The 20,449-nt window shown below is 65.9% G+C and carries 23 protein-coding genes; 8 read left to right on the top strand and 15 right to left on the bottom strand.

From position 1 onward, the window contains the following. Positions 1 to 10 precede the first annotated feature (10 nt). On the bottom strand, positions 11 to 1,018 hold the full coding sequence (locus INQ43_RS04680; RefSeq protein WP_194035315.1) for an NAD-dependent epimerase: 1,008 nt from the start codon (positions 1,016 to 1,018) through the stop codon (positions 11 to 13). A gap of 495 nt (positions 1,019 to 1,513) precedes the next feature. Here INQ43_RS04680 and mutS point away from each other — a divergent pair, with 495 nt between their 5' ends. Further along, on the top strand, positions 1,514 to 4,063 hold the full coding sequence (gene mutS, locus INQ43_RS04675; RefSeq protein ID WP_228062668.1) for a DNA mismatch repair protein MutS: 2,550 nt from the start codon (positions 1,514 to 1,516) through the stop codon (positions 4,061 to 4,063). 60 nt (positions 4,064 to 4,123) lie between these two features. Continuing rightward, positions 4,124 to 4,714, top strand: coding sequence for a DUF937 domain-containing protein (locus tag INQ43_RS04670; RefSeq protein WP_194035313.1), 591 nt, complete (start codon positions 4,124 to 4,126; stop codon positions 4,712 to 4,714). 29 nt (positions 4,715 to 4,743) lie between these two features. Here the strand turns inward: INQ43_RS04670 and INQ43_RS04665 are convergent, their stop codons facing one another. The 6 genes from INQ43_RS04665 to ffh form a co-directional block, all read right to left on the bottom strand. Beyond that, a complete protein-coding gene (locus tag INQ43_RS04665) occupies positions 4,744 to 5,142 on the bottom strand; it encodes an RNA-binding S4 domain-containing protein (protein WP_194035312.1) in 399 nt (132 codons plus the stop codon). Between the two features lie 112 nt (positions 5,143 to 5,254). Continuing rightward, on the bottom strand, positions 5,255 to 5,680 hold the full coding sequence (gene rplS, locus INQ43_RS04660) for a 50S ribosomal protein L19 (protein ID WP_194035311.1): 426 nt from the start codon (positions 5,678 to 5,680) through the stop codon (positions 5,255 to 5,257). 173 nt (positions 5,681 to 5,853) lie between these two features. Further along, complete coding sequence (gene trmD / locus INQ43_RS04655) at positions 5,854 to 6,609, bottom strand: tRNA (guanosine(37)-N1)-methyltransferase TrmD (protein WP_194037256.1); 756 nt, start codon at positions 6,607 to 6,609, stop codon at positions 5,854 to 5,856. Positions 6,610 to 6,616: 7 nt separating this feature from the next. After that, complete coding sequence (rimM, locus tag INQ43_RS04650) at positions 6,617 to 7,132, bottom strand: ribosome maturation factor RimM (protein WP_194037255.1); 516 nt, start codon at positions 7,130 to 7,132, stop codon at positions 6,617 to 6,619. A 36-nt stretch (positions 7,133 to 7,168) separates the two neighbouring features. Beyond that, positions 7,169 to 7,453 (bottom strand): 30S ribosomal protein S16, encoded by a 285-nt coding sequence (rpsP, locus tag INQ43_RS04645; protein WP_194037254.1) that lies wholly within the window; start codon positions 7,451 to 7,453, stop codon positions 7,169 to 7,171. An 88-nt stretch (positions 7,454 to 7,541) separates the two neighbouring features. After that, complete coding sequence (gene ffh / locus INQ43_RS04640; RefSeq protein WP_194037253.1) at positions 7,542 to 8,909, bottom strand: signal recognition particle protein; 1,368 nt, start codon at positions 8,907 to 8,909, stop codon at positions 7,542 to 7,544. 278 nt (positions 8,910 to 9,187) lie between these two features. Between ffh and ccsA the strand changes: the two genes are divergently transcribed. After that, positions 9,188 to 9,976 (top strand): cytochrome c biogenesis protein CcsA, encoded by a 789-nt coding sequence (gene ccsA, locus INQ43_RS04635; protein ID WP_194037252.1) that lies wholly within the window; start codon positions 9,188 to 9,190, stop codon positions 9,974 to 9,976. A 50-nt stretch (positions 9,977 to 10,026) separates the two neighbouring features. Here ccsA and INQ43_RS04630 read toward each other — a convergent pair whose 3' ends face one another. Together INQ43_RS04630 and purE are read right to left on the bottom strand one after the other, a co-directional pair. Next, the gene (locus INQ43_RS04630) at positions 10,027 to 11,181 is read right to left on the bottom strand and encodes a 5-(carboxyamino)imidazole ribonucleotide synthase (protein ID WP_194037251.1); all 1,155 of its coding nucleotides are present in this window, start codon (positions 11,179 to 11,181) and stop codon (positions 10,027 to 10,029) included. Next, positions 11,178 to 11,681, bottom strand: a complete 504-nt coding sequence (gene purE / locus INQ43_RS04625; RefSeq protein WP_194037250.1) for a 5-(carboxyamino)imidazole ribonucleotide mutase — start codon at positions 11,679 to 11,681, stop codon at positions 11,178 to 11,180. Before purE ends, INQ43_RS04630 begins: the two co-directional genes overlap by 4 nt. A gap of 121 nt (positions 11,682 to 11,802) precedes the next feature. On the opposite strand from purE, the gene INQ43_RS04620 reads away from it, so the two are divergent. From INQ43_RS04620 to INQ43_RS04610, 3 genes are read left to right on the top strand one after another with little or no spacing between them, the layout of a single operon-like run. After that, positions 11,803 to 12,072 carry a Trm112 family protein gene (locus tag INQ43_RS04620; protein WP_194035304.1) on the top strand — a complete coding sequence of 90 codons (270 nt, stop codon included), beginning with the start codon at positions 11,803 to 11,805 and terminating at the stop codon, positions 12,070 to 12,072. Further along, positions 12,069 to 12,932, top strand: coding sequence for a carboxylating nicotinate-nucleotide diphosphorylase (gene nadC, locus INQ43_RS04615; protein ID WP_194037249.1), 864 nt, complete (start codon positions 12,069 to 12,071; stop codon positions 12,930 to 12,932). The genes INQ43_RS04620 and nadC overlap by 4 nt, the downstream gene beginning before the upstream one ends. 2 nt (positions 12,933 to 12,934) lie before the next feature. Then, complete coding sequence (locus INQ43_RS04610; RefSeq protein ID WP_194037248.1) at positions 12,935 to 13,246, top strand: DUF3301 domain-containing protein; 312 nt, start codon at positions 12,935 to 12,937, stop codon at positions 13,244 to 13,246. Here INQ43_RS04610 and INQ43_RS04605 read toward each other — a convergent pair. From INQ43_RS04605 to INQ43_RS04580, 6 genes are all read right to left on the bottom strand, one after another. Continuing rightward, positions 13,239 to 13,766: a ClpXP protease specificity-enhancing factor gene (locus tag INQ43_RS04605; RefSeq protein WP_194035302.1), complete on the bottom strand. Its 528-nt coding sequence runs from the start codon at positions 13,764 to 13,766 to the stop codon at positions 13,239 to 13,241. The genes INQ43_RS04610 and INQ43_RS04605 overlap by 8 nt on opposite strands. A gap of 67 nt (positions 13,767 to 13,833) precedes the next feature. After that, positions 13,834 to 14,469 carry a glutathione S-transferase N-terminal domain-containing protein gene (locus INQ43_RS04600; RefSeq protein ID WP_194037247.1) on the bottom strand — a complete coding sequence of 212 codons (636 nt, stop codon included), beginning with the start codon at positions 14,467 to 14,469 and terminating at the stop codon, positions 13,834 to 13,836. Between the two features lie 84 nt (positions 14,470 to 14,553). Beyond that, positions 14,554 to 15,285 (bottom strand): cytochrome c1, encoded by a 732-nt coding sequence (locus tag INQ43_RS04595; RefSeq protein ID WP_194035300.1) that lies wholly within the window; start codon positions 15,283 to 15,285, stop codon positions 14,554 to 14,556. 46 nt (positions 15,286 to 15,331) lie between these two features. Continuing rightward, positions 15,332 to 16,591 (bottom strand): cytochrome bc complex cytochrome b subunit, encoded by a 1,260-nt coding sequence (locus tag INQ43_RS04590; protein WP_194037246.1) that lies wholly within the window; start codon positions 16,589 to 16,591, stop codon positions 15,332 to 15,334. Positions 16,592 to 16,594: 3 nt separating this feature from the next. After that, complete coding sequence (petA, locus tag INQ43_RS04585) at positions 16,595 to 17,272, bottom strand: ubiquinol-cytochrome c reductase iron-sulfur subunit (protein ID WP_194037245.1); 678 nt, start codon at positions 17,270 to 17,272, stop codon at positions 16,595 to 16,597. Positions 17,273 to 17,426: 154 nt separating this feature from the next. Continuing rightward, on the bottom strand, positions 17,427 to 18,317 hold the full coding sequence (locus INQ43_RS04580) for a lytic transglycosylase domain-containing protein (protein WP_194037244.1): 891 nt from the start codon (positions 18,315 to 18,317) through the stop codon (positions 17,427 to 17,429). Positions 18,318 to 18,489: 172 nt separating this feature from the next. On the opposite strand from INQ43_RS04580, the gene miaB reads away from it, so the two are divergent. Together miaB and azu are read left to right on the top strand one after the other, a co-directional pair. After that, entirely contained in the window at positions 18,490 to 19,887 is a 1,398-nt protein-coding gene (gene miaB / locus INQ43_RS04575; protein ID WP_194037243.1) for a tRNA (N6-isopentenyl adenosine(37)-C2)-methylthiotransferase MiaB, read from the top strand. Between the two features lie 115 nt (positions 19,888 to 20,002). Beyond that, entirely contained in the window at positions 20,003 to 20,449 is a 447-nt protein-coding gene (azu, locus tag INQ43_RS04570) for an azurin (protein WP_194037242.1), read from the top strand.

The following is a 20,449-nucleotide window of genomic DNA, read 5'->3' as shown; positions in this document are numbered from 1 at the left end:
CGTGGGCGGTTCAGACCCTGTAGTAGTCGCGGTACCAATCGACGAAATTCGCCACGCCAGTCTCCACCGAGACCTGCGGCCGGTAATCCACCGCCTTGATCAGCTCGGACACGTCGGCCTCGGTATCGGGCACGTCGCCGGCCTGCAGCGGCAGCAGTTCCATCTGCGCTTTCCGACCCAGGCACTGCTCCAGCACTTCGATATAGCGAAGCAGCTCGACCGTGCTCTCGTTGCCGATGTTGAACAGGCGGTACGGAGCGTTGCTGGTCGCCGGATCGGGCGCGGCGGCATTCCACGCAGGGTTGGCAACCGGCGGATGGTCCAGGCTGCGGATCACGCCCTCCACGATGTCATCCACGTAGGTGAAGCTGCGCTTGTGGTGGCCGTGGTTGAACACCTTGATCGGCTCGCCGGCGAGGATCGCCCTGGTGAACAGGAACAGCGCCATGTCCGGCCGGCCCCACGGCCCGTACACGGTGAAGAACCGCAGGCCGGTGCTGGGGATGCCGTAGAGGTGCGCGTAGCTGTGCGCCATCATCTCGTTGGCTTTCTTGGTCGCCGCGTAAAGCGTCAACGGATGCTCGGTCGACTGATGCTCGGAGAACGGCATCGTGGTGTTGGCGCCGTAGACCGAGCTGGTGGACGCGAACACCAGATGCTCGACACCGTGGTGGCGACAGCCCTCGAGGATGTGCAGGAAGCCGGTGACGTTGCTGGACACATAGACGTGCGGGTTCTGCGCCGCATAGCGCACACCGGCCTGCGCAGCCAGATTCACGACGCGTTGCGGCGTGTGAGTCGCAAATGCGCTTTCCACCGCCTCGCGGTCGGCGAGATCGGCCTGGATGTGGGTGTAACCGGGATGGTCCATGAAGCGCGCCAGTCGCGCCTGCTTCAGGGTCACGTCGTAGTAGTCGCTGAGATTGTCGAAGCCGACCACCTCATCGCCGCGCTCCAGCAGGCGCATGGCGAGATGGGAGCCGATGAAACCGGCGGTGCCGGTCACAAGCACTTTCATGGAGGTTCCACATTGGCCCGCGGAGGGCGGGAAACCATGCATCATAGATGGTCCGAACGCCAAACACCGCGCATGTGCGGGGTGGCCGGGTGCCGGGTGCCGGGTGCGGATAGCCTTGCGTGTGAATGTCCCCCGGCACCGATAAGACCGGTGCCTCCTCCTTTACTTCACACGCAAGGCCATCCGGACCCGTCGTTGCAGCATCGCGGCGGTTGCCGAGCGCAGAACCGACAGTATCAACGGGACCTGCAGGCCTTCGGGGCGAAGTAAAGGAGGAGGCACTCGCCGCAGGCGAGGGCCGGGGGACATTCGCCCGGAAGGCCTGCAGGTCGCGTCCCACGTAACAGTGGCCACGACAACCATGGCCACACCCCCCGCAAACGCGTGAGAATGACGCCCCACTCGAAGCCATACCTCGCCCGGAGAAGCCAGCCAGTGACTGACGCCACGACGGAAGGTGACCTGAAGGACACACCCACCGAGCACACCCCGCTGATGCGCCAGTTCTTCCGGGAAAAAGCCGCGCATCCCGACGTGCTGCTGTTCTTCCGCATGGGCGATTTCTATGAGCTGTTCTACGACGATGCGCGCAAGGCGGCGCGTCTGCTCGACATCACCCTGACCCAGCGCGGTAATTCCGCCGGGCAGCCGATCCCGATGGCCGGCGTCCCGCATCACGCCGCGGAAGGATATCTGGCCCGCCTGGTCGCCCTGGGCGAGTCGGTGGCCATCTGCGAGCAGATCGGCGATCCGGCCACCAGCAAGGGGCTGGTCGAGCGCAAGGTGGTGCGCATCGTCACACCGGGGACGGTCACCGACGAGGCGCTGCTGAGTGAACGCCGCGACACGTTGCTGCTGGCCGTCTCCCGTGGAAAGAGCGGCTATGGAATCGCCTGGGCGGACCTGGCCGGGGGGCGTTTCCTGGTCAACGAGGTCGCCAGCGAGGACGCCCTGGAGGCCGAACTGGCGCGTCTGGAGCCGGCAGAGCTGCTGTGTGCGGACGAGGACGGCTGGCCGTCGTTCGTCCGCGAGCGCAACGGCGTGCGCCTGCGGCCGCCGTGGCTGTTCGACGCCGACAGCGGACGTCGCCAGTTGCTGAAGTTCTTCGGCCTGCACGATCTGTCCGGTTTCGGGCTGGAGGACAAGCCACTGGCGATTGCCGCCGCGTCTGCTCTGCTCGGCTATGTCGAGGAAACCCAGAAGCAGCGGCTGCCGCACCTGACGGCGATTGCGGTCGAATCGGGCGACGGCGCGATCGCGATGAACGCACCGACCCGCCGCCATCTGGAGCTTGACTCCCGCATGGATGGCGACAGCAAGCACACCCTGTTGGGCGTGCTGGACACCTCGGTCACGCCGATGGGCGGCCGCCTGCTGCGACGCTGGCTGCACCGACCGTTGCGCGATCACGACATCCTCCGCCGGCGGCACCATGCGGTCGAGACACTGTCCGGTCCTGCCGGGGAGACCCTGCGCACACACTTCCGCGCGCTGGGTGACCTGGAGCGGATCCTGACCCGGATCGCCCTGCGCAGTGCCCGTCCCCGCGACCTGTCCACCCTGCGCGATGGCCTGGCCATGCTGCCGGAGGTGCGCAAAGGCCTGGAGCCCCTGGACTCCCCCTTGCTGGATCGTCTCTCCGCCGAGCTGGGCGAGCACGCCGACCATGCCCACCTGCTCGCGTCGGCACTGGTCGACCAGCCGCCGGTCCTCGCCCGCGACGGCGGCATCTTTGCCAGCGGCTACGACACCGAGCTCGACGAGCTGCGCACCCTTTCGAGCACCGCCGACCAGTACCTGATCGACCTCGAAAGCCGCGAGCGCGAGGCCAGCGGCATCCCGACGCTCAAGGTCGGCTACAACCGCGTGCATGGCTACTACTTGGAAGTCAGCAAGGCCCACGCCGCCAAGGCGCCCACCCATTACACCCGGCGCCAGACCCTGACCAACGCCGAGCGCTACATCACCGAGGAGTTGAAGGCTTTCGAGGACAAGGTCCTCTCGGCCCGCGAACGTGCGCTCACCCGCGAGCGCCTGCTCTACGAGCAATTGCTGGACACCCTCGGCGAGCAGTTGGAACCCCTGAAGCGATGCGCCGCCGCGCTGGCGGAGCTGGACGTTCTGGCCTGCCTGGCCGAACGTGCGCAGGCGCTGGACTGGTCCAGGCCACAGCTGACTGGCGAACCCGGCATCGCCATCGAACGCGGCCGTCACCCGGTGGTGGAAGCGGTGCGCAGCGAGCCTTTTGAGCCCAACGACCTCGTGATGCACGACGACCGCCGCATGCTCGTGATCACCGGCCCGAACATGGGCGGCAAGAGCACCTACATGCGCCAGAACGCGCTGATCGTGCTGCTGGCGCACATCGGCAGCTTCGTACCGGCCTCGCGCGCCGTAATCGGCCCGATCGACCGCATCCTGACCCGGATCGGCGCCGGCGATGACCTGGCCAAGGGCCAGTCGACCTTCATGGTCGAGATGAGCGAGACCACCTACATCCTGCATCACGCCACCGATCAGTCACTCGTGCTGATGGACGAGATCGGGCGCGGCACCTCGACCTACGACGGACTTGCACTGGCCGAAGCCTGCGCCCGCCACCTTGCCCACCACAACCGGGCCTGGACCCTGTTCGCCACCCACTATTTCGAACTGACGACGTTGGCCGAGCCCGGGACCGGCATCGCCAACGTCCACCTGGACGCCGTCGAGCACCACGATCGCGAGCACGGCGACACCCTGGTGTTCATGCATGCGGTCAAGGACGGCCCGGCGAACCGCAGCTTCGGTTTGCAGGTGGCCGCGCTCGCCGGCCTGCCGCGCGAGGTGATCGGTCAGGCACGTGGCCGCTTGGCGGAGCTGGAGCAGCAGAGCCGGGATGCGCCGAAGCCTGCGATGACGGCGGCGGCCCTGGACCAGCCCCAGCAGATCGGCCTGTTCGCGCCCTCATCGGCAGCGCTGGACGCATTGGCCAAGCTGGATCCTGACGAATTGACGCCGCGCCAGGCGCTGGAGGCGCTGTACCGGATGAAGGCTTTGGCGTGAGCATCGTCATGACCGCCCGCGGTCTATCCTGATCCACACCCGCGAAAAAGGTCGACCTCAATGACGACTCTCACCAACGATCTGATGCAGCAACTGCAAGGCGAGCCCATGTCCGGCATCGGCCGGCAGCTTGGCCTGACCCCTCAACAGACCTCAGGCGCGATAGCCGCCGCCCTTCCGCTGCTGATGGGCGCACTGGGACGCAACGCCAGCCGCGACGACGGCGCCCAGCAACTCCTCGGCGCCCTGCAACGCGACCACGCCGGGCTGGACATGGGCAGCGTTCTTGGCTCGGTCATGGGCGGCGGCGGCGATGGCAACGACATCCTGGGCCACATTTTCGGAAGCAGGCAACAGCCGGCAGCGCAGGGTCTCGGGGCGGCGACCGGCCTTGACGGCGACCGCGCAGGATCACTGTTGAAGATGCTCGCGCCGCTGGTGATGGCCTATCTCGCTCGTCAGGCCAGCACAAAGGCTGGCTCACCCCAGGCGCTTGGAGGCCTGCTCGGACAGGAACACCAGGAAATCCGTCAGCAAGGCGGGATCGGCGGCGGCTTGCTGGGCGCAGTGCTGGACCAGGATGGCGATGGGCAGCTGGGACTGTCCGACCTGATGAAACTCGGCGGCTCGATCTTTGGGAACCGGACTTGAGCGGCTGACTGCTCGCCGCCCGACGGGAGTCACAGCGCGTCGATATCGCCCAGCGCACGGATCAGTCGCCGGGCGCGTTTGTCGGGTTTTGTCCTGGGTGCCTCGTAGCCGACGCGCGCAGCCGCGCGCATCGCGCTCGCCTCTTCGCGCGCGAGCTTTGACTCCTCGGACTCGCGATACAGGCCCTGCGCGACAGTCGCAGAGCCGCGCTTGCTGGCGAGCGCCAGCACGGTGACCTCGAAGGTTTCCTCTCCCCGCGTCACCCGCAGGACGTCATCGATGCGCACCGCGCGCGACACCTTCGGGCGCTGGCCGTCGACCTCGACCTTGCCGGTTTCGATCGCCTGGCGCGACAGCGTGCGGTTCTTGAAGAACCGCGCCGCCCACAGCCACAGGTCGAGCCGAACGGTGACGGAAGAATCCGTCATCGCCAGTCCCTCGAGCAAGCGCGCAGGCCACCGACGATCTTCGCCGCGCACACACACGAAAGCCGCCCGGAGGCGGCCTTGTGGTGCAGCGGATGCATCATCGCCAGATGGATTACTTGGCGGTGTCCGCAGCAGCGGCGGCAGCGGCTTTCGCCTCGGCCTTGAACTTGGCGGCACCGGCCAGGTCTTCCTTGATGCGTGCCTTGCGACCTTCCAGACCACGCAGGTAGTACAGCTTGCCCGCGCGGACCTTGCCGCGACGCTTCACTTCGACCGAGTCGATGACGGCGCTGTGGCTCTGGAAAACGCGCTCCACACCGAAGCCGTGGGAGATCTTGCGCACGGTGAACGCGGAATTGAGACCGGCGTTCTTCATCGCGATGACCACGCCCTCATAGGCCTGCACGCGCTCGCGGGTGCCTTCCTTGACCTTGACGTTGACGACGATGGTGTCGCCGGGGCCGAAGACGGGCAGTTCGCGGGTGACCTGCTCGGATTCGAATTCTTGCAGCAGCGTGTGGATCGAGGGCTTCTTCATGGGTGCGGCCTGTTGGAGTAGTTGTAGCGCGAGTGCACGTGGACCCGCGTCTGGCGTGAAGTGTCAAGCAGCGAATTGTAGCGGAGATACGGCGGCCATTGCCAGTGCGGGCTGTACGGTCGCGCCGGACCGGCGCGCTCGCGATGGTGACGCCTCTACGCCGAATCCCGACTTCAGCTGGCGGTATCGGGTTCCGCTTGCTCGGCGCGCCACTGCTCCAGCAGCTTCCGGTCGGACTTGGACAATGCGTGTTCCTCGAAGAGATCCGGGCGCCGCTGCATCGTCCTCACAAGGGACTGTTGCCGGCGCCAGCGCGCTATGTCGCCGTGGTTGCCGGACATCAACACATCCGGTACCGATCCCAGCTCGTGCAAGACCGGCCGCGTGTAATGCGGGCAGTCGAGAAATCCGTCCTCGAAGCTGTCCTGGACGGCGGACTCGGCGTCGTTCAACGCACCCTCCTGCAGCCGTGCGACCGCATCGACCACGACCGCGGCCGCCAGCTCGCCACCGGACAGTACGTAGTCACCGATGGAGAGTTCCTCGTCGACCTCGGCGGCGATAAGGCGTTCATCGATACCCTCGTAGCGGCCGCACAACAGCAGCAGCCGCTCACGGCCCGCAAGCTCGTGCACTTTTGCCTGGGTCAGTGGCGCACCCTGGGGGCTCAGGTAGATGGTCCGCACCGGCCGCGGGTCCGCCGCGCGGGCCGCGTTCAACGCCGAGCGCAGCGGATCGATCAGCATCACCATTCCCGGACCGCCGCCGAATGGCCGATCATCGACCCGCCGATAATTGCCCTGCGCATGGTCGCGCGGGTTCCAGCCATGCAGCGACATCAGGCCCCGCTCGACCGCACGCCCGGTCACGCCAAAGGCGGCGCACTGGGCAATGAAATCCGGGAACAGGCTGATGACATCGACGCGCATGCCGGCGCTAGAACTCGGGGTCCCAATCGACGGTGACCAGTCCCTGCTCCAGGTCGATGGCGGTGACGTATTGCGGCTGGACGAAGGGAATCATCCGTTCGCGCTCGTCGTCACGCGCCACCAGCACGTCGTTGGCGCCGGTAGAAAACAGGTGGGATACGCGCCCCAGGTCGACACCCTCGACGGTGCGGACCCGCAGGCCTTCCAGATCGGCCCAGTAATACTCGCCGGGCGCCGGCGGCGGCAATGCGCTGCGCGGCACATGGATCTCAAGCCCGGTCAGCGCTTCGGCAGCGTCGCGGTCTGCGGCCTCGGGGAAGATGGCGAGCACGTGCTTGCCGGTGTCCCTGCCGCGCACGCCGCTGCACGCACGCTCGTTGCCCTGTGCGTCGCGCAGGGTCCAGGGCTGGTAGCGGAAAATGGCGTCGCGGGGCTCGGTCCAGGATTCGATCCTGACTTCCCCACGCAGACCAAGGGCACCAAGCACCCTGCCAAGGAGGATGCGGTGCCCGGAGTCATTCATCGTGGTTGGCAGTGCGCCAGGCGCACCGCCGGTAAATCAGGCCGCGGCCGGAGCCGTAGTGGTGGCCGGAGCATCAGCCGACTTCAAGGCTTCCTTGTACAGCAGGGCGACCTTGTCGGACATCTGCGCGCCGGTACCGACCCAGTGCTTCACGCGCTCGGTGTTGAGCTCCACGCGCTTCTCGCCACCAGCGGCCACCGGGTTGTAGAAACCCAGGCGCTCGATGTTGCGGCCGTCGCGGGCGCTGCGGCTGTCGGTAACGATGATGTGGTAGAAGGGACGCTTCTTGGCGCCGCCGCGGGTCAGTCGAATCTTGACCATGGTCTGTGATGTCCTGTGTTGCCCAGTCGCCGGAATGGCGAGGTAAGCCTGCAATTGTAGGGGATCGCGTACAGCAAAGGGAAGTGGCTCAGCCGAAGGGCATCCCGCCGCGTCCGCCCATCATTCCCTTCATGCCGCGCATCATGCCCTTCATGCCGCCGCGGCCGAGTTTGCCCATCATCTTTTCCATCTGCTGGTACTGCTTCATCAGCTTGTTGACCTCGGCCGGCGTGGTGCCTGCGCCGCGGGCGATGCGGGCACGGCGCGAGCCGTTCAGCAGCGCCGGATTGCGGCGCTCCTTGGCGGTCATCGAGTTGATGATGGCCACCAGGCGCGGCACTTCCTTGCCGGTCACCTGCGACTTCACCGACTCCGGGACCTGGCCCATGCCCGGCAGCTTGTCCATCAGGCTGGAGATGCCGCCCATGCTCTGCATCTGCTCGAGCTGGTCGCGCATGTCCTCCAGGTTGAACTTCTTGCCCTTGGCGACTTTCTCGGCGAGTTTCTGCGCCTTGTCCTGGTCGACCTGACCCTCGACCTGCTCCACCAGCGAGAGCACGTCGCCCATGTCGAGGATCCGGCTGGCCACCCGGTCGGGATGGAACACGTCCAGACCGTCGGGCTTCTCGCTGACACCGATGAACTTGATCGGTTTACCGGTGATGTAGCGCACGCTCAGCGCGGCGCCGCCGCGTGCGTCGCCGTCGGTCTTGGTCAGCACGACGCCGGTCAACGGCAACGCTTCTCCAAAGGCCTTGGCCGTGGTCGCCGCGTCCTGGCCGGTCATCGAATCGACCACAAACAGCGTCTCCACCGGGTTCACCGCCGCGTGCAGGGCCTGGATCTCGGCCATCATCGCCTCGTCGATCGCGAGGCGACCGGCGGTATCGACGATAAGCACGTCGATGAAGGACTTGCGCGCGTCCTCGATCGCGGCGCGCACGATCGCTTCAGGCTTCTGGTCGGTGCTGGACGGGAAGAAGGTGACCTCGACCTGCTCGGCGAGGGTCTTCAGCTGCTCGATCGCGGCCGGGCGGTAGACGTCCGCGCTGACCACCATGACCTTCTTCTTGCGCTTGTCCTTGAGGTGCTTGGCCAGTTTGGCGGTGGTGGTGGTCTTGCCCGCGCCCTGCAGGCCGGCCATCAGGATCACCGCCGGTGCAGGCACGTTGAGGTTGAGCTCGTTGGCCTGCGAGCCCATCACCGCGGTCATCTCGTCGCGCACGACCTTGATCAGCGCCTGCCCCGGGGTCAGCGACTTGAGCACTTCCTGACCCACCGCGCGCACCTTGATGCGCTCGATGAGCGCCTGCACGACCGGCAACGCCACGTCGGCTTCCAGCAGGGCTATGCGCACCTCGCGCAGCGATTCGCGGATGTTCTCCTCCGACAGGCGGCCGCGGCCACGCAACCGCTCGATGGTGCCGGACAGGCGCTGGGTCAGGGATTCGAACATGCGGAGGTACCCGGAGAAGGACGGTGGAAAGATGGTCGCCAAGTATAGCCCGCCTCCACCGGGCGGCAGCGCCCGCATGTATGGGTGCGCGCCCGGGGCCTGTCCCGGCCTTCACGGGCTTGCACAACCCAGGCTTGTCGGGCTGTCACGGGCTTGCACGTCCCATGCGAAGATCACGCCTGCGCCTCAGGCCGCGTGGTCGGGCGGCACCCTCAAAATCCCTTGTGCGGCGCGGTTGGCGTGAGCCAGCGGCGATCGCGTCGTGAGACACTTTGCCGATGACAATCGTTCTCATCAGCGTTTTGCTGTACCTGCTTGCCACCGGCCTGCTGGTCGCGAACTTCGCCAGCAGGGAAGCGGCTGGGCGCGGTTGGCTGGCACCGGCGATCGGCGCGGTGCTGCTGCACGCCGGCACGCACCTGGCGGCCTGGCGTGGCATCGGTGGCGCCGATATGCACTTCTACGCGGCGCTCTCGCTGGTCTCCCTGGGGATGGCCGCGATGACCGTGGTGGTCGGCGCAAAAGGCCGGATGGCGGCGCTGGGTGTGGTGGTTTTCCCCTTGGCGCTGGCCACCCTGATTGGCTATCACCTGCACGGCCATGCGGCGCCGGAATCGCTCGATTGGCGACTGCAGTTGCACGCCTGGACGGCGCTGCTGGCCTACGCCACGCTGGCGTTGGCGGCCCTGCTGGCCATCATGCTCTGGCTGCAGGAACGCGCACTGCGCCGCCGCAGCATCCACGGCTGGCTTCGTGCGCTGCCGCCACTGGTGGAGCTGGAGACGCTGCTGTTCCGCACCATCAAGGTCGGCTTCGTGCTGCTTTCGGCGACCCTGCTCACCGGCGTGCTGTTCGTTGACGACCTGCTCGCGCAGCATCTGGTCCACAAGACGGTGCTCAGCGTGTTGTCCTGGTTGACCTTCGGCGCGTTGCTGGTGGGTCGCTGGCGGTACGGCTGGCGGGGCGCGGTTGCCGTCCGCTGGACCCTGGTGGCGATGGTGCTGCTGGTGCTGTCGTTCTTCGGCAGCAAGTTCGTGCTCGAGCTGGTCCTGCAGCGCACCTCCTGAGGGCGCGCCAGGTTCCAACCGCCTCGCCCCCGGCTACCCGGGTGCGTTGGCTACGCGCGATCCAGCTTCCGCAACCGTTCCACCACCGGCGTCACCTGCCCCGCGCGATCGAGTGAATCGCCGACGCGCTCGAGCGCGGCAGCCAGTTCGGCGGCGGAATCGGCGCGCAACGTCGCATGTCCGACCTTGCGGCCTTCGCGGGCGGCCTTGCCATAGTCGTGCCAATGGCCGGAGGGTTCACCCAGCACCGCTTCCGGCGCCGGCATAGCGCCGATCCAGTTGAGCATGCAGGCGTGGCCCAGCATCCGGGTCGCCCCCAATGGCAGGCCCAGCACTGCGCGCAGATGGTTCTGGAACTGGCTCGTCTCCGCACCTTCGATGGTCCAGTGACCGGAGTTATGCACGCGCGGCGCCATCTCGTTGGCCAGCAGCTCACCGTCGCGACAGAACAGCTCAAGCGCGAACACGCCGACATAGTCCAGGGCATCGGCGACCTTGCGGGCGTGGCTGGTTGCCTGCTCGGCCAGAGCATCACTCACGCTGGCTGGCGCCAGGCTGGCCGACAGCACGCCGTCGACGTGCCAGTTCTCTGTCACCGGCCAGCTGCGGAACTCGCCGTGGCGATCGCGCACCGCAACCACGCTGAGCTCGCGCTCGAACTCGACGAAGCCCTCCAGGATCAGTCCGACCTTTGACGCCTGGGCGCCCAGCGCGTCCCATGCGGCTTGGGCATCGGCGGGCGAGAGCAGGCGGAACTGCCCTTTGCCGTCGTAGCCCAGGCGCCGGGTCTTCAGGATGCAGGGCGTGCCGACGCTGGCAATCGCCTCGTCCAGTTGTGCACGATTGTCGACCACCGCGAACGGTGCAACGGGAATATCCAGTTCGCCGAACAGGGTCTTTTCCGCCAGTCGATCCTGGGCGACGCCGAGCGCGCGGGGATTCGGGTACACCGGCAGGCGCTGGAGCAGCGAGTCGGCCGACGCGGCGGGCACGTTCTCGAAATCGAACGTGGCCACATCTGCGCGCGCCGCGAATTCGTCAAGCGCGTTCGCATCGGCGAAACCGCCGTTCACCATCGGCGCCACCTGTGATGCGCACGCATCGGGCGCCGGATCGAGGACGATAAACCGCACGCCCAGAGGTGCTCCCGCCAACACCATCATGCGCGCGAGCTGGCCGCCACCAAGAATGCCGACCGTCTTCATTGGCGCGGATCGTCGCTGCCGGCGACATCGGCGGTCTGGCGGGTGCGGAAGGCATCCAGCGCCGCGGCGACGTCGGCATGATCGGCGGCCAGCATCGCCGCGGCAAACAGCGCCGCGTTGATGGCCCCTGCATTGCCGATGGCAAACGTGGCTACGGGCACGCCCGCCGGCATCTGCACGATCGACAGCAGCGAGTCCATGCCATTGAGCGCCTTGCTCTGGACCGGAACGCCGAGCACCGGCACCGCGGTCTTCGCCGCCAGCATGCCTGGCAGGTGCGCCGCGCCGCCCGCGCCGGCGATGATCGCCCGCAGGCCCCGCCCGGCCGCGGTGGCGGCATAGTCGAACAGGACATCCGGCGTGCGATGCGCCGAAACCACCCGAACCTCATGGGAGATCCCAAGTGCCTCAAGGCGCGCGGCCGCATGCTGCATCGTCTCCCAGTCGGAACGGGAGCCCATCACAAGGCCGACCAGCGGCGCCTGCACGGTGTCTGTCATGGTTGGACCCTACGGCAAAACGGTATTCTACCGGGCACACACGCAAGCGCCATGAGCGCGCGCGTCCCGACAATGCCGTCCGCCGCGTACCCGCGGACCGACCACTGGAGACACCGGCCCGATGGACCGCAAACTGCTCGACCTGCTTGTCTGCCCGACGACCCGCCAACCCCTGGCGATGCTCGACAGCCGAAGCCTGAAGTCGCTCAACGAGGCGATAGCGGGTGGTGGCGTGCTGCGCGCTGACGGCAGCCCACAGACAGAAGCGCTTCGCGAGGCCCTGGTTACCCGCGATCGTGCGCATGTCTACCGAGTGGACGACGGCATCCCGGTCCTGCTGGCAGAGGAAGCGATCGCATCCCGGCAGGTCGAAGGATTTCCGCCGGCATGAGCGAGACGCTGCGCGCCCCTGACTGCGTGGCCGACGATGTATCGCGCGCCCTGGCGGAGGACATCCGCGGCGGTGACGTCACGGCCGCGCTGTTGTCGGACCACGCCGACTCCGCCTACCTGCTGTGCAAGGAAGACGCCGTGGTGTGCGGCCGTCCGTGGTTTGATGCCTGCCACCGCGCGCTGGATCCCGACGTCCGCATCCAGTGGCACGTTGCAGAGGGCGATCGCGTTACGACCGGAACCGTGCTGGCCATTCTGGAAGGCCGTGCGCAGGCGCTGGTCACCGCCGAGCGCACCTCGCTCAACTTCATGCAGACGCTTTCCGGCACTGCGACGACGACAGCGCTTCATGTCGCCGCCGTCGAAGGGACGGGCACCCGGATCCTTGACACCCGCAAGACCATCCCGGGACTGCGCCTGGCGCAGAAATACGCCGTGCGCGCCGGGGGCGGGGTGAATCATCGGATCGGCCTGTTCGACGCCGTCATGCTGAAGGAAAACCACGTGCGCGCCGCCGGTTCGATCGGCGCGGCAATCCGGGCCGCGCGGAGGTTGCAGCCCGACCTGCCGCTCATTGTCGAGGTGGAGACACTGGTGGAGCTGGGCGAGGCGTTGGACGAGGGCTGCGACCGCATCCTGATCGACAATTTCGGCGCAGCGACCCGGCGCGAGGCGGTGCGTATCAACGCCGCGCATGCACGCCCCGCGCCGCTGGAAGTCTCAGGCGGCGTCGACCTTGCCGGACTGCGCGCGATCGCCCAGGACGGCGTGGACTTCATCTCCATTGGCGCACTGACCAAGCACATTCACGCCATCGACCTCTCGCTCAAGCTCGGCGCGCCGCCGATGGCCGGCTGACCGTGCCCACGATGCTGATCGTGATGATCGTCGGATCAGTGGCGTTTGCTTTCTGGAGCGCGGGCCGCGGGGCCGCCGAACGGGCAGAAGTGCTGGGTCGGGAGGCCTGCACGGCGGCCGGCGTGCAACTGCTTGACCAGACCGTGCATGTGATGGGCATGCGTCTGTACCGCGGCGATGACGGCTGGCTGGGATGGGAGCGGACCTTCCGCTTCGACTACTCGCGCGACGGCGAGGACCGCCATGTCGGCCGTCTGGTGCTGCGCGGTTGGCGCATGGTGTCCTTCGTCGGGCCCGTGGACCAGACTATTTGACGACCCGCAGGTGCCCGCCGCGTCGCGGGCCCGGATCGGTTCCGTCGCCGTCCGGGCCGGGATCATGGCCGTTGCCCTCACGGTCCTCAGTGCTGGACGTGTCACTGGGAACCGCGCTCAGCGCCGGCCGCGGGGTGCCCCCTGCGGCGGACGGAGCCGGCGCGTTGTCGCCAGCGCCCGCTTCCTCGCCGGTTTCTTCCGGCAGCACCATGCCCTGCCCGGTCTCGCGGGCGTAGATGGCAACTACGGCGTGCGTCGGCACGGAAATCGATTGGCTCACGCCGCCAAAGCGCGCACTGAAACGGATCAGCTCGTTGGTCATCTCCAGCCCGGAGACGGCCTGCTGGGCGACGTTCAAAACAATGCGTCCCTCGCTCACGGCATGCAGCGGCACCTGCACCCCACTGCGGGTCGCGTCGACCAGCAGGTGCGGGGTCATTTCGTTGTCTGCGATCCACTCATACAGCGCCCGCAGCAGGTACGGGCGGTGACTGGTCATCACTGGGGTTTCGTCGTTCATACGGCCAGTTTAGAGCAGAGACCCGATTCCGGGGCCGCCGTCGTGCCCCGCTCGTACACCTGTCGCCTCAGACCGGCAGTTCGTTCAGGCGCCGCTCCTGCTCGGTCAGGCTGCGCGCGAAACCGGGGTTGCGGAAAATGCGGCTGCCGTAATCCTCCAGCGACTTGCCATCCTTTGGCAGGGCAACGCCAAGCGAGGGCAAGCGCCAGATGATCGGTGCCATCGCGCAATCGGCCAGGCTCATCTCGTTGTTGAGGAAGAACTTGAAGGCGTTGAACAGGGGAACCGATGCGGTCAGCAGTTCCTTCAGGCGCTTGCGCGCGGCATCGGCCTGGGCCTTGGTGCCCATCTGGATCGCCTGCACCTGCGGCACCCAGTCGTGCTCCAGGCGCAGGGTCGCAAGGCGCAGGCGCGCCCGCGACAACGGATCAACCGGCATCAGCGGCGGGTGCGGATAACGCTCATCCAGGTATTCGCTGACCACGCTGGCCGCGTACAGCACAAGGTCGCGCTCGACCAGGGTCGGCACCGAGTGGTAGGGGTTGAGGTCGATGAGGTCCTCCGGCGGATTCTGCGGATCCACCGAAATCAGGTCGTAGGTAACGCCCTTGGACGCCAATACCAGCCGGACTCGATGACACAACACGCAGTCATTCGAGGAAAACAGGGTAAGGGCATTACGCATACGTGGGCTTGACGCCATTTTCGACCTCTCCAACGCCCGGAATCCGCCGGACGCAAGACGCTGACCACCCAGCGTGGACAGTCGTCACGGCCCCAACTACTGTCAGTGCACGTCCCGCCAGTACTCCCTGTTGAGCAGCCAGGCGAAGAACGTGAACACCGCAAGAAACAGGATCACCCACACGCCGATACCCGGGCGCTTGAGGATTGCCGGCTCTCCGGCGTACTCGAGGAATGCTGTGATGTCGCGTACAGACTGGTCGAACTCCTTGGCGTCCATCGTGCCGGGCTGGGTCACCGTCAAACCGGTGATCGCGCGGGCGCCGGTGGCATCCGCCGCGCCATATTCCGCGTGCTGCAGGCCCTGCATCTCCCACAGCGGGTTGGGCATGGCCACGTTTGGAAACAGGCTGTTGTTCCAGCCCAGCGCCGACGTCTCATCCAGATAGAACGACTTCAGGTAGGTATACAGCCAGTCCGCACCGCGCACGCGGGAAATGACGCTCAGATCCGGCGGTGCATTGCCGAACCACTCGGTGGCGCCTGCCGCGGGCATGGCGGTTTCGATGTGGTCGCCAAACTTGGCATCGGTGAACACGAGGTTTTCCATTACCTCGTCTTCGGTCAGGCCCAGGTCGGTCGCCATGCGCGAATAGCGCAGGTACTTCAACGAGTGACAGCCGGCGCAGTAGTTCAGGTAAAGCTTGGCACCGCGCTGCAGCGACCCGCGGTCGTTGAGATCGGTGTCTGCTTGCTGCAGCGCGCCGCCACCGGCGGCGAAAGCGGCGGCCGACACCAGCAGGCCGGCGAAGAAGAGGGCAACTTTGGCAACCATGTTCGATTTGACCGTGGTAGAGCGCGCAGTAAGGGAGATCGACGGACTACTCATGGGTCGTCACCCGCTCTGGCACCGGCTTGGTTTTGTCGATCTTCGTCCACAGCGGCATCGTGATGAAGAACGCGAAGTACAGGAAGGTCAGCACCCGACCGATCTGCGTCTCCACCGGGTCGGTACCCGGACCGGCGCCGATCTTGCCCAGCCAGATGAAGCACACCACCAGCATGGTCAGCATCGCCTTGGTGATCCAGCCCTTGTAGCGGACCGAGTTGACCTTGCTGCGGTCGAGCCACGGCACCGCGAACAGGATCGCAATTGCACCGAACATGACCATCACGCCACCCAGCTTGTCGGGGATGACCCGCAACATCGCGTAGAACGGGGTGTAATACCAGACCGGCTTGATGTGCTCCGGCGTCACCAGGCGGTTGGCCTCGACGAAGTTGTCGTGCTCCAGGAACCAGCCACCGAAGGCCGGCGCGAAGAAGATGATGAACGCCGCGACCATCAGGAAGAAGCCGATCCCGACGAGGTCGTGGACGGTGTAATACGGATGGAACGGAATACCGTCCGCGGGCTTGTTGGGATCCCAGCGGTTGCCCTTCGGACCCTTCTTGATATCCACGCCGTCGGGGTTGTTGGAGCCGACTTCGTGCAGCGCGCCCAGATGCAGCACGACCAGCAGCAACAACACCAGCGGCAAAGCGATCACATGCAGGGCGAAGAACCGGCCCAGGGTGGCATCGGAGGGCAGGTAGTCGCCCATGATCCACTCGGTCAGCTCAGGGCCGATCACCGGAATCGCGCCAAACAGCGAGATGATCACCTTGGCGCCCCAGAACGACATCTGGCCCCACGGCAATACGTAACCCATGAAGGCTTCGGCCATCAGGACCAGGTAGATCAGCATGCCCAGGATCCACACCAGCTCGCGCGGCTTGCGGTAGGAGCCGTACATCAGGCCGCGGAACATGTGGATGTAGACAACGATGAAGAACAGCGAGGCACCGGTGGAGTGCATGTAGCGGATCAGCCAGCCCCACTCCACGTCGCGCATGATGTACTCGACCGAGGAGAACGCCTCGGCGGCACTGGGCTTGTAGTGCATGGTCAGGAAGACGCCGGTGAGGATCTGGTTGACCAGCGCCACCATCGCCAACACGCCGAAGTAGTACCAGACGTTGAAGTTCTTCGGCGCGTAGTACTCGGTCATGTGCTTGCGGTACACCGGCATCATGCCGGGCGCGCGCTCGTTGACCCAGTCCATCACGCCATTGGCGCTGCGGGTGAAGATGTTCGCCATGGCTCAGGCTGCTCCCTGGTTGGAAGAGGGATCGAGGCCGATCACGATGGTGTTGTCGTCGGCATAGAAATGCGGCGGCACCAGCAGGTTCGTCGGTGCCGGAACGCCCTCGTACACGCGCCCGGCCATGTCGAATTTGGACTTGTGGCACGGGCAGAAATAGCCGCCTTTCCAGGCCGTGTCGAAGGGTTCGGGGCGGATTTCCGCCTTCATCTCCGGGGAGCAGCCCAGGTGCGTGCACAGGCCTACCAGCACGGAGACCTCACGCTTGATCGAGCGCAGCTCGCGGAACTCTTCCAGCACATATTCCGGCTGCTGGTCGGGGTTCTCCGACATGGGATCACGCAGATGGTCATCCAGGGTCGGCAGCGCCTCAAGGATGGCCTCGGTCCGGCGCACGATCCAGATCGGCTGGCCCCGCCATTCGCGCACGAGGCGCTGGCCTGCTTCCAACGGGGTGATGTCGACGGTCACCGGCGCGCCGGCCTGCTTGGCCCGCTCGCTGGGGTTCCACGACTTGATGAACGGCACAGCCGCAACGCCAGCGCCCACGGCGCCGATCACGGCGGTGGTTGCGGTAAGGAAACGGCGACGACCCTTGTTGACGGGCTCGTAGACGGGATCGCCGACGGGATCACCGACAGGCACGTGTTGAGGATCATTGACCCCTGGGTTGGTCATCCGGCACTCCGCAAAGCTGGTAATCGAAGCTCCACCGCGCACCCGGCACCACTGGCGACGGTTGGCGGCTCATAAAGACGTGGAAGTGTAACGGATGGATGAACAGCCCGACAATCGAAAGCGCCCACCGCCCGCACCCGGTGCCTACGAACCATCAATTGGTTGCGCGGTAGCGCTCGGCCAATACACCCACGCGCTGGACGTAGCGCTGCGTTTCGCTGTAAGGCGGAACGCCCTTGTACTTGTCGACCGCGCCCTCGCCCGCGTTGTATCCGGCGGCGGCCAGGGTGAGGTTGCCGTCGAAGCGCTTCAGCAGCCAGGCGAGATATTCCACCCCGCCCTGGATGTTCTGGCCTGCGTCAAATGCATTGCTGACCTTGAAGCGGCGTGCTGTGGCCGGCATCAGCTGCATCAGGCCCTGGGCGCCGACGCGGGACAGCGCATTGGGATTGAACGCCGACTCGGCATGGATGATCGCGCGCACGATCGCCTCGTCGATGCCGTGCGAGCTGGCGGCCGCGGCGATCTCGTCCCGGTAAGCCTCCCGGTTCAAGCGCACGTTGCCGAAGTTGACACCCTTCGCTGCGCCACAGGCAAAGCAGGTTTCCACGTAGCTGTAGGCAATGGTCCGCACCTGGCCTGCACTCGCAACACCCTTGGGCCGCGTGCTGGTGTAATGACGCACGCCATCCTTGATGTAGGAGTAGACCTGCCCCTGCACCGTGCGCGAGCTGCCAGCGCCGGCTTTCACCGGACTGACAGGAGCCGCATTGGTCAGGAATGTCGCCGGAGCAGAAGGATCCGGTGCGGAGGTCGCTGTCGCGCTGATCGCGGCCGGAGCTCGTGCCTGGCTGGCGATGGCCGGTGCCGATGTGCGGGACGGGGCCGGGTCAGTGCTGACCGCGCGGCACTGCGCACCGGAAATGCGCTTGCTGACGTAGCTGCGCGTCCCGTCAGGCGTCTCACAGCGGTAGACGCTGCCGGCAACGGCAGGGACTGCGGCCAGCGCAAACGCCAGACCGATGACTAGACTTGACCCCCTCATGAACGGCAGTTTCACCTTTCACGGCGTCTTTGCCAAGTGTGCGCTAGCGAAAACGGGACACCCTTCGCGCTCTTCGGCCGTTAGACTGACGCATTCCTTCTTTTTAGAGGCCCGACGCGGGCGCCCGGCTTCGAGGTTCTGAAGCCAGTTTCCGCGCCGGTCCCGGACCGCCATGACCGATTCCACCCCCTCAAGCCCGATTGCCGAAGAACCCGTTGCGGCAACTGCGCCGCGCGGCAAGTTGTTCATCGAGACACACGGTTGCCAGATGAACGAGTACGACTCGGCCAAGATGGCTGACGTGCTCGCCGCCTCGGACGGATTGGAGCTGACCAGCAACGCCGCCGACGCCGACGTGATCCTGATCAATACCTGCTCGATCCGGGAGAAAGCGCAGGACAAGGTATTCAGTCGGCTGGGGCGGTGGAAGTCGCTGAAGAAGGATGGCAAGCCGGTCCTGATCGGCGTGGGTGGCTGCGTGGCCAGCCAGGAAGGCGACGCCATCGTCAAGCGCGCGCCCTATGTGGATCTGGTGTTCGGACCCCAGACCTTGCACCGCCTGCCCGAGCTGATCCGAAACCGGCGTGAATCCGGCCTCCCCCAGGTCGACATCAGCTTTCCGGAGATCGAGAAGTTCGACCGGATGCCCGAGCCCCGAGCAGAAGGACCTTCCGCGTACGTGTCAATCATGGAAGGCTGCAGCAAATACTGCAGCTTCTGCGTGGTGCCCTACACCCGCGGCGAAGAGGTCAGCCGGCCGTTCGAGGATGTGCTGGTGGAGGTCGCCCAGCTCGCTGCGCAAGGCGTGCGCGAAATCCATCTGCTCGGACAGAACGTGAATGCCTACGCGGGAATGATCAGCGGCGAGGACGGCCAGGCGGACATAGCCGACCTCGGCCTGCTGGTGCGGACGATCGCCCAGATGGAAGGCGTCGAGCGGATCCGCTTCACAACCTCGCATCCGCTGGAGTTTTCCGACTCGCTGGTGGAGGCCTACCGCGACGTCCCGGAGCTGGCCAACTACCTGCACCTGCCGGTCCAGGCCGGCAGCGACCGCGTCCTGGCGGCGATGAAGCGCGGCTACACGACGCTGGAGTTCAAGCAGAAGATCCGCAAGCTGCGTGCGGTGCGACCGGACATCTCGATCTCCTCGGACTTCATCGTCGGCTTTCCCGGCGAGACCGAGGCTGACTTCGAGAAGACGATGAAGCTGATCGAGGACGTCGGGTTCGACCAGTCCTACTCGTTTGTCTACTCGCGCCGTCCCGGGACGCCGGCGGCGGACCTGGAGGACACCACGACCGACGCCGAAAAGCATGCGCGGCTGGCCCGCCTGCAGGCGGCGATCAACGACAACGCGCGACGGATCAGCGGATCGATGCTCGGCAGCACCCAGCGGGTGCTGGTGGAAGGACGCTCGCGCCGCGATGCCAACGAGCTGACCGGCAAGACCGAGAACATGCGTTCGGTCAACTTCGCCGGCGATCCGGCGATGATCGGACAGTTCGTCGACATCGTGGTGACCGAAGTGATGGCCAACTCGCTGCGCGGAAGGGTGGCGGAGATCTGAGCCGCTGAAGCCAGGCGGTCCCGCAACCCCGGCTTCATCCGACAGCAATGTAATCGGCGTTACGCTAGCTCCCCGAGGTGGCACTCCCGCCATCTCGACGTGAAGGGAAACCGTCATGATCCGTCCCCTCGCCCTCGCAATGGTTTTGTCGCTGGCCGCGCCCTCGGCATGGGCCGCCACCTGTTCGGTGGATCTTGAAGGCACCGACGCGATGAAATACAACCTCTCCGAGATTGACGTCAGCAAGTCCTGCAAGTCATTCACCATCAATCTCAAACACACCGGCAAGCTGCCCAGGAACGTGATGGGCCATAACGTGGTGATTGCCAAACCGGCCGACATGAAGGGAATCGACGCCGATGGCATGAAAGCAGGAATCGATGCCGATTACGTCAAGGCTGGCGACTCCCGCGTGATCGCGCATTCCAAGCTGATCGGAGGCGGCGAGACCACGTCCGTGAGCATTGACCCTGCGAAGCTGGCGGATGGACCTTACTCGTTCTTCTGCAGCTTCCCGGGGCATTCGGCGATGATGAAGGGTGCGATCAAACTCACCCCGTAA

Origin of the sequence: Lysobacter sp. H23M47 (genome assembly GCF_015209765.1) — a bacterium.
Lineage (GTDB): Bacteria > Pseudomonadota > Gammaproteobacteria > Xanthomonadales > Xanthomonadaceae > Novilysobacter > Novilysobacter avium.
Note: the sequence above shows the minus strand (reverse complement) of the source record. Positions and strands in the feature narration are given on the sequence as shown.